Annotated in this window: 21 protein-coding genes and 1 pseudogene; 10 read left to right on the top strand and 12 right to left on the bottom strand. The window is 70.9% G+C overall.

Features of this window, described 5'->3' with window-relative positions:
* Nucleotides 1-62 precede the first annotated feature (62 nt).
* On the bottom strand, nucleotides 63-764 hold the full coding sequence (locus G4D86_RS03680; RefSeq protein WP_163989459.1) for a DUF2293 domain-containing protein: 702 nt from the start codon (nucleotides 762-764) through the stop codon (nucleotides 63-65).
* A gap of 114 nt (nucleotides 765-878) precedes the next feature.
* Between G4D86_RS03680 and rnz the strand changes: the two genes are divergently transcribed.
* Nucleotides 879-1,802 carry a ribonuclease Z gene (gene rnz, locus G4D86_RS03675; protein WP_163989457.1) on the top strand — a complete coding sequence of 308 codons (924 nt, stop codon included), beginning with the start codon at nucleotides 879-881 and terminating at the stop codon, nucleotides 1,800-1,802.
* A 4-nt stretch (nucleotides 1,803-1,806) separates the two neighbouring features.
* Here the strand turns inward: rnz and G4D86_RS03670 are convergent, their stop codons facing one another.
* Nucleotides 1,807-2,331, bottom strand: coding sequence for a hypothetical protein (locus G4D86_RS03670; RefSeq protein ID WP_163989455.1), 525 nt, complete (start codon nucleotides 2,329-2,331; stop codon nucleotides 1,807-1,809).
* Between the two features lie 181 nt (nucleotides 2,332-2,512).
* Between G4D86_RS03670 and G4D86_RS03665 the strand changes: the two genes are divergently transcribed.
* The 4 genes from G4D86_RS03665 (at nucleotide 2,513) to G4D86_RS03650 (ending at nucleotide 7,149) form a co-directional block, all read left to right on the top strand.
* The gene (locus tag G4D86_RS03665; RefSeq protein WP_163989452.1) at nucleotides 2,513-3,286 is read left to right on the top strand and encodes a rhomboid family intramembrane serine protease; all 774 of its coding nucleotides are present in this window, start codon (nucleotides 2,513-2,515) and stop codon (nucleotides 3,284-3,286) included.
* Nucleotides 3,287-3,442: 156 nt separating this feature from the next.
* A complete protein-coding gene (locus tag G4D86_RS03660) occupies nucleotides 3,443-5,143 on the top strand; it encodes an amidohydrolase (RefSeq protein ID WP_163989450.1) in 1,701 nt (566 codons plus the stop codon).
* A gap of 379 nt (nucleotides 5,144-5,522) precedes the next feature.
* On the top strand, nucleotides 5,523-6,092 hold the full coding sequence (locus G4D86_RS03655) for a hypothetical protein (protein ID WP_163989448.1): 570 nt from the start codon (nucleotides 5,523-5,525) through the stop codon (nucleotides 6,090-6,092).
* A gap of 259 nt (nucleotides 6,093-6,351) precedes the next feature.
* On the top strand, nucleotides 6,352-7,149 hold the full coding sequence (locus G4D86_RS03650) for a hypothetical protein (protein WP_163989446.1): 798 nt from the start codon (nucleotides 6,352-6,354) through the stop codon (nucleotides 7,147-7,149).
* A gap of 15 nt (nucleotides 7,150-7,164) precedes the next feature.
* Here the strand turns inward: G4D86_RS03650 and G4D86_RS03645 are convergent, their stop codons facing one another.
* Together G4D86_RS03645 and G4D86_RS03640 are read right to left on the bottom strand one after the other, a co-directional pair.
* Nucleotides 7,165-7,656 carry a hypothetical protein gene (locus tag G4D86_RS03645; RefSeq protein ID WP_163989444.1) on the bottom strand — a complete coding sequence of 164 codons (492 nt, stop codon included), beginning with the start codon at nucleotides 7,654-7,656 and terminating at the stop codon, nucleotides 7,165-7,167.
* Between the two features lie 172 nt (nucleotides 7,657-7,828).
* Entirely contained in the window at nucleotides 7,829-9,844 is a 2,016-nt protein-coding gene (locus G4D86_RS03640) for a hypothetical protein (RefSeq protein ID WP_163989442.1), read from the bottom strand.
* 126 nt (nucleotides 9,845-9,970) lie between these two features.
* Between G4D86_RS03640 and G4D86_RS03635 the strand changes: the two genes are divergently transcribed.
* Entirely contained in the window at nucleotides 9,971-11,230 is a 1,260-nt protein-coding gene (locus tag G4D86_RS03635; protein ID WP_240360020.1) for a DUF6068 family protein, read from the top strand.
* The gene (locus G4D86_RS03630; RefSeq protein ID WP_163989438.1) at nucleotides 11,227-11,547 is read left to right on the top strand and encodes a DUF4286 family protein; all 321 of its coding nucleotides are present in this window, start codon (nucleotides 11,227-11,229) and stop codon (nucleotides 11,545-11,547) included. Before G4D86_RS03635 ends, G4D86_RS03630 begins: the two co-directional genes overlap by 4 nt.
* 51 nt (nucleotides 11,548-11,598) lie before the next feature.
* Here G4D86_RS03630 and G4D86_RS03625 read toward each other — a convergent pair whose 3' ends face one another.
* From G4D86_RS03625 to G4D86_RS03615, 3 genes are all read right to left on the bottom strand, one after another.
* Entirely contained in the window at nucleotides 11,599-12,144 is a 546-nt protein-coding gene (locus G4D86_RS03625) for a GNAT family N-acetyltransferase (RefSeq protein ID WP_163989436.1), read from the bottom strand.
* A gap of 168 nt (nucleotides 12,145-12,312) precedes the next feature.
* Nucleotides 12,313-12,750 (bottom strand): organic hydroperoxide resistance protein, encoded by a 438-nt coding sequence (locus G4D86_RS03620; RefSeq protein WP_163989434.1) that lies wholly within the window; start codon nucleotides 12,748-12,750, stop codon nucleotides 12,313-12,315.
* Between the two features lie 17 nt (nucleotides 12,751-12,767).
* Nucleotides 12,768-13,271: a MarR family winged helix-turn-helix transcriptional regulator gene (locus tag G4D86_RS03615; protein ID WP_163989432.1), complete on the bottom strand. Its 504-nt coding sequence runs from the start codon at nucleotides 13,269-13,271 to the stop codon at nucleotides 12,768-12,770.
* Nucleotides 13,272-13,372: 101 nt separating this feature from the next.
* On the opposite strand from G4D86_RS03615, the gene G4D86_RS03610 reads away from it, so the two are divergent.
* From G4D86_RS03610 to G4D86_RS03600, 3 genes are all read left to right on the top strand, one after another.
* A complete protein-coding gene (locus G4D86_RS03610) occupies nucleotides 13,373-14,158 on the top strand; it encodes a HipA family kinase (protein WP_163989430.1) in 786 nt (261 codons plus the stop codon).
* Complete coding sequence (locus G4D86_RS03605) at nucleotides 14,136-14,546, top strand: DUF3037 domain-containing protein (RefSeq protein WP_163989429.1); 411 nt, start codon at nucleotides 14,136-14,138, stop codon at nucleotides 14,544-14,546. The genes G4D86_RS03610 and G4D86_RS03605 overlap by 23 nt, the downstream gene beginning before the upstream one ends.
* Before the next feature lie 231 nt (nucleotides 14,547-14,777).
* On the top strand, nucleotides 14,778-15,758 hold the full coding sequence (locus tag G4D86_RS03600; protein WP_163989427.1) for an endonuclease/exonuclease/phosphatase family protein: 981 nt from the start codon (nucleotides 14,778-14,780) through the stop codon (nucleotides 15,756-15,758).
* Nucleotides 15,759-15,770: 12 nt separating this feature from the next.
* Here G4D86_RS03600 and G4D86_RS03595 read toward each other — a convergent pair whose 3' ends face one another.
* From G4D86_RS03595 to G4D86_RS03575, 5 genes and pseudogenes are all read right to left on the bottom strand, one after another.
* Complete coding sequence (locus tag G4D86_RS03595) at nucleotides 15,771-16,283, bottom strand: DUF421 domain-containing protein (RefSeq protein ID WP_163989424.1); 513 nt, start codon at nucleotides 16,281-16,283, stop codon at nucleotides 15,771-15,773.
* A gap of 63 nt (nucleotides 16,284-16,346) precedes the next feature.
* On the bottom strand, nucleotides 16,347-17,276 hold the full coding sequence (locus G4D86_RS03590; protein WP_163989422.1) for a J domain-containing protein: 930 nt from the start codon (nucleotides 17,274-17,276) through the stop codon (nucleotides 16,347-16,349).
* A 39-nt stretch (nucleotides 17,277-17,315) separates the two neighbouring features.
* The gene (locus G4D86_RS03585) at nucleotides 17,316-18,341 is read right to left on the bottom strand and encodes an SHOCT-like domain-containing protein (RefSeq protein ID WP_163989420.1); all 1,026 of its coding nucleotides are present in this window, start codon (nucleotides 18,339-18,341) and stop codon (nucleotides 17,316-17,318) included.
* A 5-nt stretch (nucleotides 18,342-18,346) separates the two neighbouring features.
* Nucleotides 18,347-18,736 (bottom strand): DUF2089 domain-containing protein, encoded by a 390-nt coding sequence (locus tag G4D86_RS03580; RefSeq protein ID WP_205519450.1) that lies wholly within the window; start codon nucleotides 18,734-18,736, stop codon nucleotides 18,347-18,349.
* Between the two features lie 166 nt (nucleotides 18,737-18,902).
* Nucleotides 18,903-19,084 (bottom strand): annotated as a pseudogene (locus tag G4D86_RS03575) (outer membrane lipoprotein-sorting protein); the annotation flags it as partial.

Below are 19,084 nucleotides of genomic sequence, written 5' to 3'. Positions count from 1 at the left end.
GTGTGCGTCCCCAGGAGTCCTGGCCCCACAGGCCCGGGGACTCCCGGACACCCACCTCGCGCTCACGGGCCGTCGGGGCGGGGCTTCACGGGCGCGACGAGGGCGGTGCAGAGGGGGCAGGCGCTGGGGCCGTGGGGGACGTCGCGGCGGTGGAGGTCCAGCACGGCGCGGGAGATTTCGGCCAGCTCGCGGCGCACCTCGCGGCGGGCGCCCTTCACGCGGGCGATGCGCATGTCGTCGTAGGTGGTGGTCTGGTGGCGCATCCAGGCGATGACGGCGGCCTCGGCGCGCCGCTCAATGGGAATCCGCTCGGTGCGGGCCACGGTGCCGCTGCCCACGGGCGTGGCGTGGGCGGCCACGAGGACGGCCAGCCGCTTCGCATGGGCGAGCCACGCCGGGGAGAAGGCGAGGAAGCGCAGCACGGAGTTGGCGAAGTCCACCTCGTACTGCTCCTGCTCGCGGGCGCGGCGCTCGCGGCCGGCGGCCAGCTTCTTCTCGTAGGCGGGGGTGGCGCGCTCGGCGTCGAGCACCGCGCGGGCCCGGACGATGTGGGCCTCCGGCGCCCACACCCCGCGCGAGAAGAGCTTGCGGCCCACCTTCTCCACCACCGTCCAGGTGGGGCCGGCGGCCTTCACGCGGCGGGTGAGTCCGGCGTCTCCGGGGGGGAGCAGGGCCCAGCCGTCGGGCACGGCGAGGACGCGGCCGTCCTGGGTGCGCACGCGGCGGGGGTCTGCGGTGGGGCCTACAGTCAGGGAGTCAGACATGCGATTGTCAGGGGGGCGGCCTCATAACACGCGGGCGTCCAACCCTGGTAAATGGCCGCCTCGCGCCCGCGGCCCTGGCGCACGGAGGTCCTCTCACGCGTGGGAAGCGCCGGCATGTCCCTCCTCAGGCTCACCTTCCTCGGCACCTCCGCCGCGCAGCCCACCCTGCACCGCAACCTGTCCGGGCTCGCGGTGAAGGCGGACGCGGACCTGCTCCTCTTCGACTGTGGCGAGGGCAGCCAACGGCAGATGGTGCGCTTCGGCACCGGCTTCACCGTGGACGCGGTGTTCTTCACGCACTTCCACGCGGACCACTACCTGGGAATCATCGGCTTCTTGCGCACGCTGGGGATGATGGGCCGCACCGAGCCCATGCGCCTGTACGGGCCGCCCCCGGCGAAGCGCCTGCTGCACCAGGCCGTGCACCTGGGGCTGGAGTCGCTGGCCTTCCCCATCGAAATCCACGAGGTGAAGGACGGCGACATCATGCCGCGCGGCGGCTACGCCATCCACGCGGTGGGCGTGGACCACCGCATCAACGCGCTCGCGTACGCGCTGGTGGAGGATGACCGGCCCGGGCGCTTCAACCTGGAGAAGGCGCGCGCGCTGGGCGTGCCGGAGGGGCCCAGCTTCGGGAAGCTGCAGAAGGGCGAGCCGGTGACGCTGCCGGACGGGCGCGAGGTGAAGCCGGAGGACGTGCTGGGCGCGGCGCGCTCCGGGCGCCGGCTGGTCATCTCCGGGGACACGCGCCCGTGCGCCTCGGTGGTGAAGGCGGCGAAGGACGCGGACCTGCTCATCCACGAGTCCACCTTCTCCGACGACGAGCAGGAGCGGGCGCTGGAGACGCGCCACTCCACGGCGCGCGAGGCGGCGCGCGTGGCGAAGGAGGCGGGGGTGCGGCGGCTGGTGCTCACCCACCTGTCCAGCCGCCACGACACCGACCCCGGCAAGCTCCTCGCGCAGGCACGCGAGGAGTACAAGGGGCCGGTGGAGGTGGCCTTCGACGGGCTCACCGTCGAATTGCCGCTGCGCGACTGAAGCGCTACTGAATCTTCTCCGCCTCGGCCTTCAGCGCGGTGGCGGACTCGGTGTCCGCGCGCTGGATGAGCTCCCACTCCAGCTCCTCGTCGCGGTTGAAGTTGCCGGTGTCCGTGCGCGGGCCCGCCTCGGTGATTTCGTTGGCGCGGCCGGTGGTGTTGTCGGCGCCGCGCGCCTCGGTGGAGATGCGCTTCCAGTACTCCAGCGAGCACTGGCCGGGGCCCTTCTGGACGCCGCGCACGAGGTAGGCCACGTAGGTGGTGCCCAGGGAGGACGGGGCGCCCTCCATCTTGAACTCGGTCTGTGCCTCGAAGCCCTCCTTGCCGGCGCGGAACGAGTAGCCCTTCTCCTTCAGCAGGGCCACGGCCTGGGGCCACACCTCGCCAATGGGCTTGCGGTAGACGTGCGCGCGGGACTTCTCGTGGAGGAAGGCCTCCTTGCGGTGGCCGGCGCAGCCAGCGGTGGTGAGGGAGACAGCGGCCAGCAGGAGCAGCGCCGTGGCGCCGCGACGGGTCAACGACAGGTTCATTCTCAAGACTCCGCGGGAGTGTGAGGTGGGTAACCATCCCTCACCCGTCGCCCGGCGCCAAGTGCCCGGCCAGACAGTTGCCCAGGGCAACTGTCTATCGCCCACGCTCCGTGTGTGTGGCCTCCGCCCCGTCCATTCACGTGCCACCCGTGGCGAGCCGTGCTCAAGATGGGGCCCAGCGATGATTCCCATCAGCGACGACAACCCGACCCTGCGCACCCCCGTGGTGACGTACCTGCTGCTCGGCGCCATCCTCTTCACCTGGGTGGTCATCCAGGGGGCGGGGCTGGATGCCCTCAAGCTCGCGGAGAGCGTGTGCTCCCTGGGCATGGTGCCCGCGAAGCTGACGGGGATGCTGCCCTACAACTCCATCCTGAAGCTGGGCGACGGCCTGTCGTGCGGCGTCACCAGCCCGTCCCTGGACAAGCTCACCCCGCTCACCTCCATGTTCCTGCATGGCGGGTGGATGCACCTCATCGGCAACTGCCTCTTCTTCTGGGTCTTCGGCAACAACGTCGAGGACAGCATGGGGCGCCTGCGCTTCGTCGTGTTCTACCTGCTGTGCGGGCTGGCGGCGGCGGCGGCGCACGTGCTGGTGGACCCGTCCTCGACGATGCCGACGGTGGGGGCCTCCGGCGCCATCTCCGGCATCATGGGCGCCTACCTGGTGCTCTACCCGCGCGTGCGGGTGAACATGATCTTCGTCATCTTCATCTTCATTCAAATCATCCCGGTGCCCGCCTGGGCGGTGCTGCTGTGGTGGTTCGTGGTGCAGGTCATCAGCGGCCTGCCGCAGTTGATGACCATGGAAGAGATGGTGTCCGGCGGCGTGGCCTTCTGGGCGCACGTGGGCGGCTTCGCGGCCGGCGTGGTGCTCATCAAGCTGTTCCAGAACCCGCGCTACACCACGCAGCGCACCTCGTGGCGGCACCGGCTGCACGCGGACCACCCGTGAACCCCTGAGGCAAAGCCAGACGCACCGCGCAATGCCTTGCATGCCAGGGCATGCCGCGCGGCAAGTCACTGGCCCGTGTCCCCTGACTGCGCCAGAGTGCCCCCCGCCGCCCGCCCCAGGCCCGGGGCGGGCCTCCAACGGCAGGTGCGAGACACGATGCTGCGACGAATCGGTGGACTCTTCGGTGCGGTGCTCCTTCTGACGGGCGTGGCCGGCTGCGCGCGGCGCGGCCCCGAGGCGGGGCAGGACGCCTCCCAGGCGGCGGGCACCACGGTGTACGTGGCGGCCCGCGTGCGGACGCTGGACGCGGACCGGCCGGTGGTGACGGCGCTCGCGGTGCGCGAGGGCAAGGTGCTGGCCACGGGCACGAAGGAGGAGGTGCTCGCCGCCGCGGGTGAGGGCGCGCGCGTGGTGGACCTGGGCGACGCCACGGTCGTGCCGGGCCTCACCGACTCGCACGGCCACCTGGCAGGGCTGGGCGGCGGGCTGGTGTCGGTGGACCTGGAGGGCACGCCCACGAAGGCGGAGGCGGTGGCGCGCGTCACCGGTGCGCCCCAGACGGCGTACCAGGGCGAGTGGCTCATCGGCAACGGGTGGGACCAGAACGACTGGCCGGAGAAGGCCTTCCCCTCGCGCACGGAATTGGACGCGAAGTACCCCACGACGCCGGTGGCGCTGACCCGCGTGGACGGCCACGCGCTGTGGGTCAACAGCGAGGCCCTGCGGCGCGCGAAGATTGGCCGCGACACCAAGGACCCCGCCGGCGGCCGCATCCTCCGGGGTCCGGACGGCGAGCCCACCGGCGTGCTCGTGGACAACGCCATGGACCTGGTGTTCGCGGTGCTGCCGCCTCCCTCGGAGGCACAGCACGAGGCGCGGCTGCGGGCGGCGCTGGAGCGCTGCGCCAAAGCGGGGCTCACCGGCGTGCATGACGCGGGCATGGACCTGCGCACCTTCCGCCTCCTCCAGCGGTGGGACGCGGAAGGCAAGCTGCCCCTGCGCGTCTACGCCATGGCGGACGGCCAGACGGCGGAGCGCGAGACGTACCTGAAGGACGGCCCCTTCCAGGGGAAGATGCTCACCCTGCGCGCGGTGAAGCTCATGCTGGACGGCGCGCTGGGCAGCCGGGGCGCGGCGCTGCACAAGGACTACAGCGACGAGCCCGGCCACAAAGGCCTCCTGCTGCTGTCCCCCGAGGAGTACGAGCGGCGCGCGGCGGCCTTCATGGGCAAGGGCTTCCAGGTGTGCACGCACGCCATTGGCGACAGGGCCAACACCCTGGTGCTGGACGCGCTCACCCGCGCGGCCGAGGCCACCGGCTCGAAGGACGGCCGGCACCGCGTGGAGCACGCGCAGGTGATGCGGCTGGAGGACATCGACCGGCTGGGGAAGAACGGCTTCATCGCCAGCGTACAGCCCACCCATGCCACCAGCGACATGCCGTGGGCCGAGGCGCGCGTGGGCCCGGAGCGCATCCGTGGCGCGTACGCGTGGCAGCGGCTGAAGGCGTCCGGCGCGGTGCTGGCGCTGGGCAGTGACTTCCCGGTGGAGCACCCGGACGTGCTCGGCGGGCTGTACGCGGCGCGCACGCGGCAGGACGTGCAGGGCCAGCCGTCGGCCGGGTGGTACGCCGACCAGCGGCTGAGCGGCCAGGAGGCGCTGGAGGGCTTCACCGTGGGCGCCGCCTACGCGTCCTTCGCGGAAGGCCAGCGCGGCCGCCTGAAGCCGGGCATGGACGCGGACTTCGTCGCGCTGTCCGTGGACCCGGTCGACGCGCCCCCCGCCGCATTGCCCGGCGCCCAGGTGCGCCTGACGGTGGTGGCCGGCGCGGAGGTCTATCGCGCCCCCGGCACCTGAATCACCTTTCAAGTCCGGCGGCCCGGGACTGGGAGGCGTGTTTCACTCCCAGTCCGTCAGGCGGCTCCCGACATGGCTTTCTTCAGCCCGGGGCCATGTCTGTCTTTCCGGGAATACATCTCTACATTTCTCAGTCAGGCCCCGAAAAGGCAGTCTCACTGTAGTGTTGCAGCGCAGCGGCCACGAAGCCCGGAATACCCTGAGAGCGGCGGCTGCACTCGGAGCCTCTCCCAGAGGGCGGGCGCAGGCGCGCGGCGGGCTCGAGCGGTTCACGGCCAGCTATTTTCGCTGGCTTGCGGGGTGCTCTAGCATACAGATTCGTCGTCTACTCCGGTCGGGCTACATCAGCCCCACCGGCTGGCGCGGGGGGCAGCGAGCCGTGACATCTTCACTGTCTGGGGTGCATTACAAAGGCTTCACCGTCCAGAACCTGCTCGCCTATGTGCATGAGCGGTTTGGGGAAGAGACGGCGCGCCTGGCCGTGGAGTCGCTGGCGCCGGAGCTGAGAACGCACACCGACCCGCGCACGACGCTCGCGGTGGGCTGGGTGCCGGTGGAGACGTACTTCGGCATCATCCAGCACGTGGTGGACCAGCACTTCGAGGGCAAGGCCGCGGGCGCGCAGACGATTGGCTACGAAGTCACGCTTCGCGACATCCACTCCATCTTCAAGATGGTGCTGCGCTTCACCACGCCCAACATGGTGCTCGGCATGGCGCGGCGCATGTGGCGCTCGTACTGCGACCAGGGCGAGCTGCTGCACTCGGAAGAGAACGGCATGGGCGTGCTGACGCTGCGCCAGTTCTCGTACCAGACGCCGGTGTCCCTCAACGAGCTGGCCGGCGGCTTCAAGGCGTACCTCGAGTGCTCCAGCGCGAAGAATCCCCGCGTGGAGGTCATCGCCCCCGGGGCCGACGGCGCCCTGCGCTGGCGCATTTCTTCCGGGTGAGCTGCGCCAGCACAGCTCCTTCGGGTGAGCCGGGGTCCTCCCGCGAAGGCGCTGTAGGCGCCGCCCACACCCGGCCCGGATGACAGCCGGGTGGCAGACGCTTCACCCCCGCGCCAGGGGTGTGACAGCGGTGCCAACAGTGGTGGTTACACGGCAAATGAAGCGTTGTGCCTTGAACGCGGGGCGCGGGGTGTGGCACACGCCCGCCACCCTTCCGGACCGACCGTCGTTCCGAGACCCACACCCCAGGAAGTGCGCAATGCTTCGCAAGCGGTTGCAGTCGTGGCTGATGCTCCCCGCGCTGATGCTGTGGGGCTGTGGGCCCGCGCAGGAGCCGGAAGGCGGCTCCTCCCTCGGCGAGAGTGCCCAGCCCCTGCTGTACGCACCGCCCGCGTCGGCGAGCGGCAACGTCCTGGACAGCACGGAGTACATGGGCCGCGTGGAGCTGGGCGGCGCGGTTCAGACGCGCTTCACGGCGAACCCGCAGTACCTGTCCTTCGGCTTCAGCGTGCGCCCCGGCGCGCAGGTGAAGCTGGAGGTGACGCACCTGGGCAGCAGCATGTACCTGGACACGGGCCTGTTCGTGTACGGCCCGCGCCGGGCGGATGGCAGCTACGGCGGCGCGGCGCTCGCGCAGGACGACGACTCCGGCTACGGGCAGCTCAGCCGGGTGGACGCACTCACGCTGGCGCAGGGCGGTGACTACCTCGCGGTGGTGAGCACCGGCACCGGCGCGGGCAAGCAGTTCCGCCTGCAGCTGGACTGCGCCAACGGCGCGTGCGCGCCCGTGGTGGACCCGGCGCTGTATCGCCGGTGCGACTGGGACGTGGCGCTGCCCATCAAGGAGTGCGTCGAGAGCACGGTGGACGAGTACGGCGTGTCCCTGGCGGAGGCGTACGACAGCTGCACCGGCCCGGACGACGCGCACGCCTTCTACCGGGAGGCGTGCCACACGGGCGGCAACGCCCCGGCCTGGTGCCAGGGCGGCGAGACACAGTTCGCCCTGCGGATGTGGCCGGTGTGCCAGGACCACTTCCAGCACGACTACGGCCTCTAGACGCGGGGCGCCGCTTCAGGGCGCGTGACTCTCGCGCAGCTCCCGCAGCCGGGAAATCAGCGGCTCGAGGAACTCCGGCCGCTGCCTCGCGCCCACCACGGTCGACATCCATCCCCACCCGTTGCATAGGTACCCAACGGTGTACCGCTGCTCGTCGGTGCAGCCGGGGCACCCGTACGCGTCCTCCCACTTCTGGGTGAACGACTCCGCCAGGGTCGCCTTCAGGGAGCCCAGCTCCTCCGCGGTGAGCGCGAAGAGGAACCTGGCCTCGGGCTGCCCCTTCTCATCCGCCAGTGCCACGTAGCCGACCCCGTCGTCCGTGAGCTGGACGCGGCTGTAGCAGCCCTCGCGGCAGGGGAGGTACGCCTCCTCCAGGGAGAGCGTGAACTGCTCGCAGACGCGCTGCTCCGGGAGTCTCAACGCGTCCCGCACCGGCCGGTGCGGCGCATCCTCGGCCCCTCCGCACCCGACAGCGAGCACCACGGCAACGCCTGCCCAGAGCCTCATGAAGTCCCTCCCTCGATGGGGGTCATCGGCGCCCGTCACATACACGGCGCCAGAGATGGCCGGCCCCAACCACGAGCCCGAAGCTACCACCCCATCCCGGATTCCCTGAAAGGCTCCGGGCCCATCCGTACGAAAGCCCACGCGCGCCCTTCCATGATGCGGTGCCTCTCGGCTACAGCTCCGCCGAGTAGCTGATGGACTGGACGCGGCGGTTGAGCTCCTCCTGCGCCGCCTGCCGCTCCTTCATCAGCCGCTCCAGCTCGCGGCCGATGGCCTCCAGCCGGTCCTCCTGCTCGTTGAGCTTCCCCACGAAGCGCTCCGCCAGCTCGCGCTGCGACGCGCCGCTCTTGAGTGACTCGATGTTGGAGCGGATGCGCTCCTGGTCCTTGAAGAGCTGCTCGCGCTCGGCCGTCAGGCGCTGCTCGTCCCGCGCCAGCGCGGCCACCCTGTCGCGCAGGGCCACCACCTCGCGCAGCGCGTCCGCCACCTGCCGGTCGATGTAGCGCGACGACACGAAGTACGTCACCTCGTCCAGGCCCACGTTGGAGATGAGGTACTGGCGCTGGCCGCGCGTGCGCTCGGCCACCACCAATTCATCGTGCGCGCTGGGGGCCAGCTCGCGCTTGAAGCGCCAGAAGCCGTCCGTCGTCTCCGCGGGCTCCGGCATGTCCTTCATCAGCTCCCAGCCGGTGCGCGGGTGCTCCACGAAGAGCACCTGCGGCCGGGGCGCCTTGTTGCGCACCAGGTACTTCGTCTGCCGCACGTGGAAGTACTCCACCACCAGCGTGCCCCGGTTCACCACCGCGCGGAACACCGGCCCGTCCTCCATCTTGTCTTCCACCGACACCACGCACCCCAGCTCCACCGCGTACGGCACGAAGCGCCTGTCGTTGGGCTTCATCGTGTCCAGCATCGCCTCGCCCACGTAGCGCTCGTCCTCGGACACCGTCACCGGGCCGCCCTCCAGCGTCAGGCCCGTGGTGTTCTTCAGCTCGATGCAGGCCATGGGGTTCTTCTCGCGCGTGGCCCGGTTGTAGAGGAGCACCCGCCGCCCCTCGAAGGGCTTGTGGAGAATGGGCACCAGCGCGCTCTGGTTGCGGTGCACCGTCACCGGCCGGTCCACGCCGTACTCGAAGAGGTCGCCCACCTCCTTCGTCAGCGTCGTCACCGCCATGGCCTGCTGCTCCAGGACGTCGCGAATCCGCGGCCCGCCTCCGCCCGGCCCTCCGACGAGCGCCTTCTCCGCCCGGGCCCTGCGGGGCGCCATGGGCGCGGCCATCGCCGGCGCGGGAGACGGCGGCCCCGCGATGGCGACCGCGCCCGAGCCCGCCATCATGTCCATGGCGCCGCCGAAGCCCTCCTCCGGAATCACCGGCGCGGCGGCCGCCTCCGTCCGCACCTCCACCACCGGCCGCTTCATGTAGCGGGGGTTGTAGAGGTCGTGCACGAAGGACACCGGCAGCCCGGCGATGAGCGACAACTGGACGTCCACCCAGTCCTCGTCACCGGTGTTGTCCACCAGCGCCCAACCCTGGAGCAGCGGCTTTTCGCCCTCGTCCAGGAGGATGCGGTAGCTCGTCTTCCACACCGGGGCCTCCACCACGTAGCTGACGAACAGCTCGCGCTCGCCCTGGCCCGCGGTGAGGATGGCCATCCGCTTGCTGTCCTTCTTGTACGAGGACAGCACCGTGGCCAGGTAGAACTCCAAATCCTTGCGCACCGCCTCGTCGAGGAACTCCAGCTCGGAGATTTCCAGCACGTCGAACGTACGCAGCGAGCCACCCACCAGCAGCGACAGGAACGGGCGCATCACGCTCGTCTCCCCCGCCGCGATGGCCAGCGAGTCCAGGCCGATGATGGCGCCCTCCACCTGACCGCCGCCCACGCGCGCCCGCACCCGCGCGCCCTTTATCTGGCCCAGCAACGCCGTGAGGCTGCCGTCCTCCGGAATGCGGATGGTGGCCTCCGCCAGCAGCTGCTCCAGCGGCTTGGTGGAGTCGTAGCTCACCGCCGACACCGAGCCGCCCGACAAGTCCAACACCGTGAGGGACTTCAGCACGTCGTTCATGTCGCGCGCCTTGAAGTCCAGGTTCAGCGTGTCGCTGCCGCTCACCTTCCCCCGGCGCTCGAAGTAGCCAACTCCATGCTTGTAGAGAACGACGCGGCGGATGGGCAGGTTCGTGGGCATGAGGCGCGGAACTCCAGAATTGTTGGGGGACGTCCAGTCCCCCCGGTGTATCAAGCCCCGCCCGGGGTCGCGCAATGCCGGCCCGGATACGAGGTCTCCCGTATGAGAAAGAGTCCCGCCCCCTTCTTGTCGCGCTCCGTTCTGCTGTGCGCGACGCTGGCCCTCGGCCCCGGCTGCAAGAGCATGGAACCGAAACCCACCCCACCCTCCGACGGCACGCCCTCCCCGAACCAGGGTGCCGGGACGGTGTCCACGCCGGACGCCGCCACGACGGACGCCTCCGGCCCGGAGACGGCCACGCCCGCGCAGGGCACGTCGCCGTGGCAGCGCGCCCGCGTGGGGGACCGCGTCACGTACGCCTTCTCCGCCAACCGGAGCCAGCCGGGCGCGCGCGGTGGAACGAACGTTCCTTCCGCGGCGGTGGCCGGGGTGGTGACGGTGGAGGTGGTGGCGGTGAAGGCGCCCTGGGTGTGGCTGGGCGTGTCGTTCTCGGGAGATGGCGGAGCGCCGCTGCCGCAGCTGCGGCTGGCGCGCTCGCTGGTGCTGCCCATGCGCTCGGACGAGACGCGGAAGCTGGAGGCCGCGCGCAAGGGCGTGCAGAGCACCGAGCAGCTCACCGCCGTCGGCCGCACCTGGGAAGCGAAGCGCTACCTCAATGACCAGCGCATGGTGGACGGGCCTCAGGAAAGCCGCCTCTACGCGATAGACCCCGGGCCGCTGTACCTCACCAACGGCCTCTTGGACGCGAGCACCACGCTGGCCGGCTTCGGCGTGGCCGGCGGCTCGCAGCTCACCCTGACGGAGGTGCGCCAGGGCGGCGCGGACGCCTCCGCCCCGCCGCCGACGATGGCGCTGCCCATGGGCCCGGGCACCTGGTTCGACATTCACATGGACTCGGGCGGCACCCCGTCCGTGATGCGCACCTGCATGGGCGCCGAGCGCGGCTTCGTGTTGCGCCTGCAGTCGGCGGAGCCCGGCGAGCCCGCGAGCGGCGCGGAGCCCTGCCCGGACTTCTCGCAGGCGGAGCCGGTGCCGCTGGAGGAGGCCGTGCTCTCGCTCGCGTGGGAGGCGCTGGACACCCAGCAGTGGCCGCCGCAGCCGGCGAGGACTGGCCCCGCGATGCGCGGGACGCAGGAGTTGAACGGGCACAAGGTGTCGGTGCTCCAGCGCGAGACGCCCGAGGACGTGGGCGGCACGCGGGGGGCTCGCGTCGTGACGTATGCCGCCGACCCGTGGGACGCCTCGCTGGCCGGGCTGGCGCAGGAGGCCCGCTTCCAGGCGCTGAGCGACACCCTCTTCCGCGCCCCCCAGCGCGGCAAGCGGGAGCCGGTGGACGGCACGAGGCTGGTGGACTGGGGCACCTGGGTGCCGGGGACGAAGCCATGACGCTCGCGCTCTACGTCGTCGTCATCGAGGTGGACCCCGCCTCCGAGGAGGCATGGAACCGGTGGCACGAGGACATCCACGTCCCCGAGGTGCTGCGCGAGCCGGGCTTCCGCTCCTGCCGCAAGTGGCGCGACACCGAGCCCGCCCCGGACGGCTGGGCACGCTACGTGTGCCATTACGAACTGACGGAGCTGGAGGCCATGCGCCGCTACGCGAGCAGCGAGGCCGGGAAGCGCCTGAGGGAAGACGCCCTGACGCGCTTCGGCACTGTCGCGCGCTACTCACGCCAGGTACTCACCGAGGTCAAACGTTTCTGATTCTCGGGAAATGGGTTTCCCATGGGGCCGCCGCGACTCGCGGCGGTCCGCTCAGGCGGAGAGGGCGGCGGACAACGTCCGGGCAGCCGACCGGGCGCTGCCGGCCATGAGGAAGTGGCCCTTCGAGTCGGTGGGCAAGTCCAGCCGCAGACAGAGGTGACCGGGCGGCGGCACGTCCACGGGTGAGAAGGAGGACTCGCGCGCGCGGAAGCCCAGGGACTCCAGCACGCGGCGCGCGGTGTCGCTGCCGGCGCGCACGAAGGCCTCCACGTGGCGCAGGCCGTCCAGCCGGACGCCTCGGCGGATGGTCTCCGTGGCGGCCCAGTGGCCCGCGCCCGCGAGCCGGTACGGCGCCGCCACCGCGCAGCTCAGCCGTGCGTATTGCGCTTCGCTGTCGATGTTGGAGAGCGCGGCGAGGCCGATGATGCCGCAGCCCTTCTCCGCCACCGCGAACAGCCGCGTGCCGCGGATGGGGCCGGCGAGCGGCGCGCCCGACTCGGGCCGCAGCCACCAGAAGACCTCGCCGATGTCCGGGTCCTCGAGCAGCAGGTCCACCGCGCTCGAGATGGCGCTCCCCGCGACTTCGATGGGAATCAATTGGCGCTCATGCATTGGGTTCGTCCCCCTGCGCACTGTCGACTTCAAGGGACGTGCCATTATTCAAAAGAACTGAAACCCGACGGCAACCTGCACGTGGGTCCGGCACCGGTGTGTGAGCACGGCGCACGGGCCCGGGATTGTGGCCCCGGGCCCGAGGTGACTGCGTTACTGCGCGACGGAGAGCTTCACGTCGATGTTGCCGCGCGTGGCCTTGGAGTACGGGCACACCTCGTGGGCCGCGTGCATGAGCTTCTCGGCCTCGTCGCGGGGCATGCCGGGAAGGATGCCCGTCAGCGCCACCGCGAGGCCGAAGCCACCGTCCGGCGTCTTGCCGATGGTGACGGCGGCGGTGATGCCCACGCCCTCGCCCAGCGTCTTGCCCTGCATGCGCGCCACGAGGCGCAGCGCGCCCTCGAAGCAGGCGGAGTAGCCCGCGGCGAAGAGCGTCTCCGGGTTGGCCTTCGCGCCGCCCGGGCCACCCATCTCCTTGGGCAGGGCGAGCTGCAGGTCGATGACGCCGTCGGCGGACTTCACGTGGCCGCTGCGGCCGCCGTGGGTGGTGGCGTTGGTGGTGTACAGGGGGCTGACGGAAACGGGGGCCATGGAATGCTCCTTGGGAGTCACTTCGAGGGTTCAGACTGGGACTTCGACAGCGCTTCGAACAGCCGCTGGACGTCGCGGCGCATGCGTGAAAGCTCTTCGAGCGACAGGCCCATCTTGCAGACCATCGCCTCGGGAATGGACACGGCCTTGCGCTTCAGCGCGCGCCCTTGAGTCGTGAGGTGGACGTGCACCGAGCGCGCGTCCTCGGTGGAGCGCTCCCGCTTCACCAACCCCTGGGCCTCCATCCGCTTCAACAGCGGCGTGAGTGTCCCCGAGTCGAGGAACAGCCGCTCCCCCATCCCCTTCACCGTCACCCCATCCGTCTCCCACAGGACCAGCATCACCAGGTACTGCGGGTACGTCAGCCCCAGCTTCGACAGGAGCGGCGCGTAGGCCTGCGTGACGGCCCTGGCCGCCGCGTAGAGCGGGAAGCAGAGCTGCGCGTCCAGGCTGAGCGGGTCATCCACCGACATGGCCAATGAATAGGGCACAATTAAATTGTGCGCAACCAATTCGAACATGGAGCCGGGACGTCCCGGGATGCCGCGACGGGCCACGGCGTGTTACAGGGCGACGCGCGGCCGTCGTCGGGGACGGGCCGGGCGAGGACGGGAGCCAAGGGATGTTGAGGACTGTCACAGCCACGCGCTACGTGACGCCCCTGCGGGAGGGCGGCTCGCTGCCCGCCATCATCGAGGCGGACGACGCGGGGCTGTATGTCGTGAAGTTCCGGGGCGCGGGCCAGGGCGCCAAGGCGCTCATCGCGGAGCTCATCTCCGGGGAATTGGCGCGCGTGGTGGGCCTGCGGGTGCCGGAGGTGGTGCTGGTGGACCTGGACCCGGCGCTGGGCCGCAACGAGCCGGACTCCGAGATTCGCGAGCTGCTCAAGGCGAGCGCGGGGCTCAACCTGGGGCTGGACTACCTGCCCGGCTCGGTGACGTTCGACCCGGTGGCCGGCCCCTTCCCGGAGGCCGTGGTGGCGTCGGCCATCGTCGGCTTCGACGCATACATCACCAACGTGGACCGCACGCCGAAGAACCCCAACATGCTGACGTGGCACCGGGACTTGTGGCTCATCGACCACGGGGCGTCGCTCTACTTCCACCACTCGTGGGAGGACTGGGAGGAGCGCAGCCAGAGCCGCTTCGGCCCCATCAAGGACCACGTGCTGCTGCCGTGGGCCAGCGCGCTGTCCGCGGTGGAGGCCACACTGCGCACGGCCCTCACGCGCGAGGTGGTGGAGCGCACCATCGCCGCCATTCCCGAGGCGTGGCTGACGGGCACCGAGTCCCCCTTCCCCACCGCCGACGCGCACCGCGCGGCGTACGTCACCTGGCTGCTCAAGCGCGTGGACGCGCTGCCGGCGTTCCTCGAGGAGGCGGCCCGTGCCCGCGCCCAGCTCGTTTGACTACGCCATCATCCGCGTCGTCCCCCGCGTGGAGCGCGAGGAGTTCATCAACGCGGGCGTCGTCCTCTTCTGCACCACCCAGCGCTACCTCGGCGCGCGCGTGGAGTTGGACGAGGCGCGGCTGAAGGCGCTCGCGCCGGACGTGGACCTGGACAGCGTCCGCAGCCACCTGGAGAGCTTCCGCCGCGTCTGCGACGGCGGGAAGGACTCGGGCCCCATCGGCCGGCTGCCGCAGAAGGACCGGTGGCACTGGCTGGTCGCCCCGCGCAGCACCATCATCCAGACGGGCCCGGTGCACTCGGGCCTGTGCAAGGGTCCGAACCCGGAGCCCGGGATGGCGCTGGAGCACCTGCTGGACACCGTGGTGCGCGTGAAGCGCTCCGCGTAGGGCGCGGCTCGTCGCTGCTGGACCGTGACGTTGCCCGGCGGGCCACCGGGCGGGCAGGCCCCGGATTCGGGAGCGGCGGGTGTCGGGTGGAGCGCATCCAGGCGCGCCCGGACGCGGGAGCGAGCAGGCAGGCAGATGTCCGGAATGTGCACAAGCGGGCTCGGGGCCAGGGCCACGCGGCTTCGCGGTTGGTAGTTTCACCGTACGGCCCGGCACGGGCCCCACTTGCGTATGAACGACTCCGGTTTGCGAATCGTCACGTACAACGTCCGCTACTTCGGCCACATGCTGCGCGGCCTGGCGAGCACGGTGGGCCCCAAGCGCCGGGTCGCCGCCGCGCTGTCCTCGCTGGACCCGCTGCCGGACATCGTCTGCCTGCAGGAGGTGGAGACCTCCTCGCTGCGCAGCACCATCGCCCACCGGCCCAAGCAGCCGGGGGAGACACAGCTGGCGGCCTTCATGGACCGCATGGTGGAGACGTTCGGCGCCCAGGCGCGGGACATGCCCTACGAGGCGTTCTACTTCCGCGCCCACCACTACAAGCTGGGCGAGGTGTCGCTCTACACCACCGGGCTCGCGGTGCTCATCAACACGCGCACCCTCCAGGTGGACACGCACAACGTGGACGCGCCCCAGCACATCACCCACCACCACGTGCAGCGACTGAAGGACCGCAAGCAGAGCCGCATCTGCGCGCACATGCGCCTGGTGCGGCGCGAGGATGGGCGCGGCTTCCACATCTTCAACACCCACCTGAGCCTGCCTACGCCGTTCGCGAAGGAGTTCTGGGCGACGAAGGACAAGATGGGCGGCGGCCCCAACCAACTGCACGAGGCGCGCAAGCTGGCGGAGTTCATGCGCGTGCACTCGGGCAACGAGCCGTACATCGTCTGCGGGGACTTCAACTCACCGCCCGCGTCACCGGTGTTCCGCTACCTCACGGGCGAGGCGTGCCTCACCTGCGCCCAGGCCGCCGTGGGACAGATTGACCCGAACGCGTCGCGCGGCTTCCCCACCGCGGGCTTCATGCACATGCGCATGCACCTGGACCACATGTTCTCCGGGGGCGGCGTGCGCTGGCTGGACACGCAGGAGACCTGCCCGTTCGGAGACGCGCAGAGCCGGTTCCACGGGCTGTCCGACCACATGCCCATCGTCGCCCGCTTCACGCTGGACGCCGCGCCTGGCGCCTCCGTGTCGTCGGCGGGCTGAGGGACGCTCCGCTCACTGGAGCGTGGAGCCCTCGCTGTCCTTCTTCATCATGAAGGTCACCTTCCCGTCCGGCTCGAGGTACGCGAGCCGGACCTTGCGGAGGGACTCGGTGCCGTGCTCGCGCAGGCGGCTGAGCAGCTCTTCGCGGGACATCAGGCTCTTGCGCAGGTTGGCCTCGTTGACGCGGCCCTCGCGCACCAGCTCCACCGGCTTGCCCGTCAGCACCTCCGCCGCCTTCTCGCTGCGCATCGCGAGCCACGAGAAGAAGCGGTCCCACGCCCCCAGCGTCCCGAAGGCCACGAAGGCCGACGTCAGGCTGTTGTCATCCGCGACGATGCTCTTGCGCAGGCACACCGAGATGATGAGCAGCAGGACGATGTCGAAGGTGGACGAGCGCGACAGCTCCTTGCGCCCGGTGACCCGGAGCACGAGCTGCGCGAAGAGGTAGACGGCGGAGGCGCGGAAGACCACCTCGAAGAGGTTGAGGTCCGGGGTCCACATGCTCTGCCAGTCGAAGGGCGGCATGCCCCGAAGATGTTCACAGCACAGCGGGCCTCGGCGCGCCCGGCCGTGAGGCAGGCAGGGGGTTCAGCTCCCGCCTTCGTCCTCGTCCTCGGTCTTGCCGGAGAGGGCGCGCTCCACCGTGTCCCACGCGTCCAGGATTTCGCGCGTGCGGCGCTCGGCCAGCTCGTGGAACTCGGGCGCGAGGTGGGCGACCTTGTCCGGGTGGTACTGCGTGATGAGCGCGCGGAAGGCCTTGCGCGCCTCGTCCAGCGGCGTGTCCCGGGAGAGGCCCAGCACCGTCCAGGCGTCCTTCACCGCGGCGGGCGGGCGCGGGGGAGGCACCCGGGTGCCCCGGGGCGGCGTGGCCTCGCCGTCCCAGGCCCGTGCGCCGGTGTTTCGCGCACCAGTGTCTCGCGTGCCGGTGCTCCGCGCGTCGGCGTCACGTGTGTCCGCGTCTCGTGCGCCAGTGCTCCGCGCGCCGGGACGTCTTGCATCACCGTCCCAGGCGAACTCCTCCTCGCGCGCGCCCGAGCTGGCGGGACGCCGGGGCGAGCGGGGCGGAGGCTCTGGTTTGCGATGGCCGGGGCGCTTCTCCGGGTCCGGTGCCGGCACGCGCGGGGTGAGGCGGCTCAGCGCTTCCTGGAGGAACCAGAGGTCCTCGGCCGGCGTGCCGTGCTTGCGCACCACCGCGCGCGGGCGGCCGTCCTCCAGGAGGAGGTAGCCCGTGGACGCGGCGTAGGCGTCATCGCGGCTGGCCGGGTAGAGCCGGTCGCCCAGGTCGCCGAGCGGGTCCCTCCACATGCCCTCCGTGGTGCCCTCGTCCGCGACGAGCACCTGGGAGAGCACGTCACCGTGGAGGCGCTCCAGCGTGGCGAAGGGCTCGCGCGCCTCCGGTGTCCGCATGGCCGGCCCGTGCCGCACCCCCGTCACGAGCAGCAGCCCGCGCGTCCCGTCCACCCGGGCGAAGAGCGCCTCACGCACCTGCCTGTCGGAGAAGAAGAGGACGGACTGCACGGTGACGGGAGCCTACCCGCTGCCAGCGCGTCGCGCCTCTCAGCGCTGCATGGCGCGCAGGAGCTTCTCCGCGTCCTCCACGCTCACCTTCCCCTCGCTCACCAACTGCAACACCCGGCGCAGCTCCTCGTCGGGGATGCCCGCCGTCGTCGGACGGGGCTCCGGAGGACGGCCATGCCCGGCCCACGGCGGCCGGCCGTCCCCGCTCCGCGCCCAGCGCTCGGCGTGATGCTCCGCGCGGCGCTGCCACCGCTCCGTCTGCCTCTGCCAGCGCCGGGCGTCGTGCTCCCAACCGTGCCGATCCTCGCCGTCCGCCTCGCGCCCCGGCTTGTGGGACTCGCGTACGCGCACCGAGCCCAGGTCCGTCTCCAGCCGCAGCAGTGTGGGCGCGCCCGGACGCGACGGGTAGCTGTTGCGCACCGAGCCCAGCGACGTGCGCGCTTCAATCGACACGTCCAGCCCCGGCACCAGCCGCACGTCCACCGCGCCCATCTGCGACACGAAGCGGTGCTCGCCCGGCGTGAGCGCGTCCACGTCCAGCTTCACCGAGCCGGCCGCCGCCTGGACGTCGAACGTCCCGCCCACCCGCTGGCCGAAGATGCTGCCGGCGCTGGTGCGCAGCGTCAGCTTCCCGTGCACGTCACGCACGTCCGCCGTGCCCGCGTCCGTCGTCACGTCCAGCTCGCAGTCCTTCAGCCCCGCCACGCGCACCGTGCCCGCATCCAGCTTCAGCCGGGCCTTCGCGTTGGCGGGGAGGAACAGCTCCACCTGCGGCATGCTCCGCCACAGGAAGGACCAGAAACCGCTCTCGCGGATGTTCAGCTCCACGCTCGTGCTGCTGCCGCGCTCGCGCACCTGGACTTCCACCGGCCCGTGCGCCACGAGGTAGGGCTTCTCGCCTTCGGGAAGGGGCGTCAGCGTAAGGGCCGCCGCGCTCGCGTGCAGCTCGAGCTCGGCCCGCTGGCCCCACGGAATCAGGTGGCGCTCACCTGGACGCGACGAGGCACCGGGCGGCGTATCCGACGTGGCTTCGGAGGACTGCGGGGAGGGCTCCGACTCGAACATGGCCTTCACTCCTGGGCCTTCTTCAGGCGCCGTGCGGCCTCGTCTGCATCGATGAGCCCGGCCGCGAGGTCATCGAGAATCTGGGCGCGACGCTGACCGCCGCGCGGTGGATGCGAAGGGGGTGGCGGCGCGGCGGGCGGGACGTCCTCGCCCAGCGCGGCGACCACGGCGTCCAGCCGCGACACCACCGTGGGATAGGAGAGGCCCAGCACCTGCTCCACGTCCTTGATCTTCCCGCGGCAGCTCAGGAACACGCGCACGAAGGCGAGCTGCTCGGGCGACAGCCCCTGCACCCAGCCCGTGGTGAACCGCCCCTCCACCGCCGTGTCACAGGCCCCACAGCGCACACGCTCCACATGCGTGCCCTCGCCACAGACGGGACACCGGGTCGGCATGGGATGAATCGAGGTCCGAGGTGCCATATTCACCGTAAAATCAATATCGACATTGATAATATTGAGTTCCCGGGGCGTTTGCAAGAAACCCGGGCAGGACCAGGCGAGCGCGGGGGCGCCGGCGAGGGCCGCGGTCAGCGCCGCGGCCCGGTGAGGGTCCTCGGGCTCATCGGCTCTTGCTCTCGAGCCACGCCTTGGTGAAGAGGTTGGCTTCCAGCGAGCGCAGGTCGATGGACTTGATGAGGATGACGGTGGAGTTGGCCTTCTCCACCTCGTCGTAGATGCGAATCTCCTCGGGGAACCAGACGTCGGCGCCCTTGGACTCGCTGAAGAGCTTCTTCCAGCGCG

This window comes from Pyxidicoccus caerfyrddinensis (assembly GCF_010894405.1).
Classification (GTDB): Bacteria; Myxococcota; Myxococcia; order Myxococcales; family Myxococcaceae; genus Myxococcus; species Myxococcus caerfyrddinensis.
Note: the sequence above shows the minus strand (reverse complement) of the source record. Positions and strands in the feature narration are given on the sequence as shown.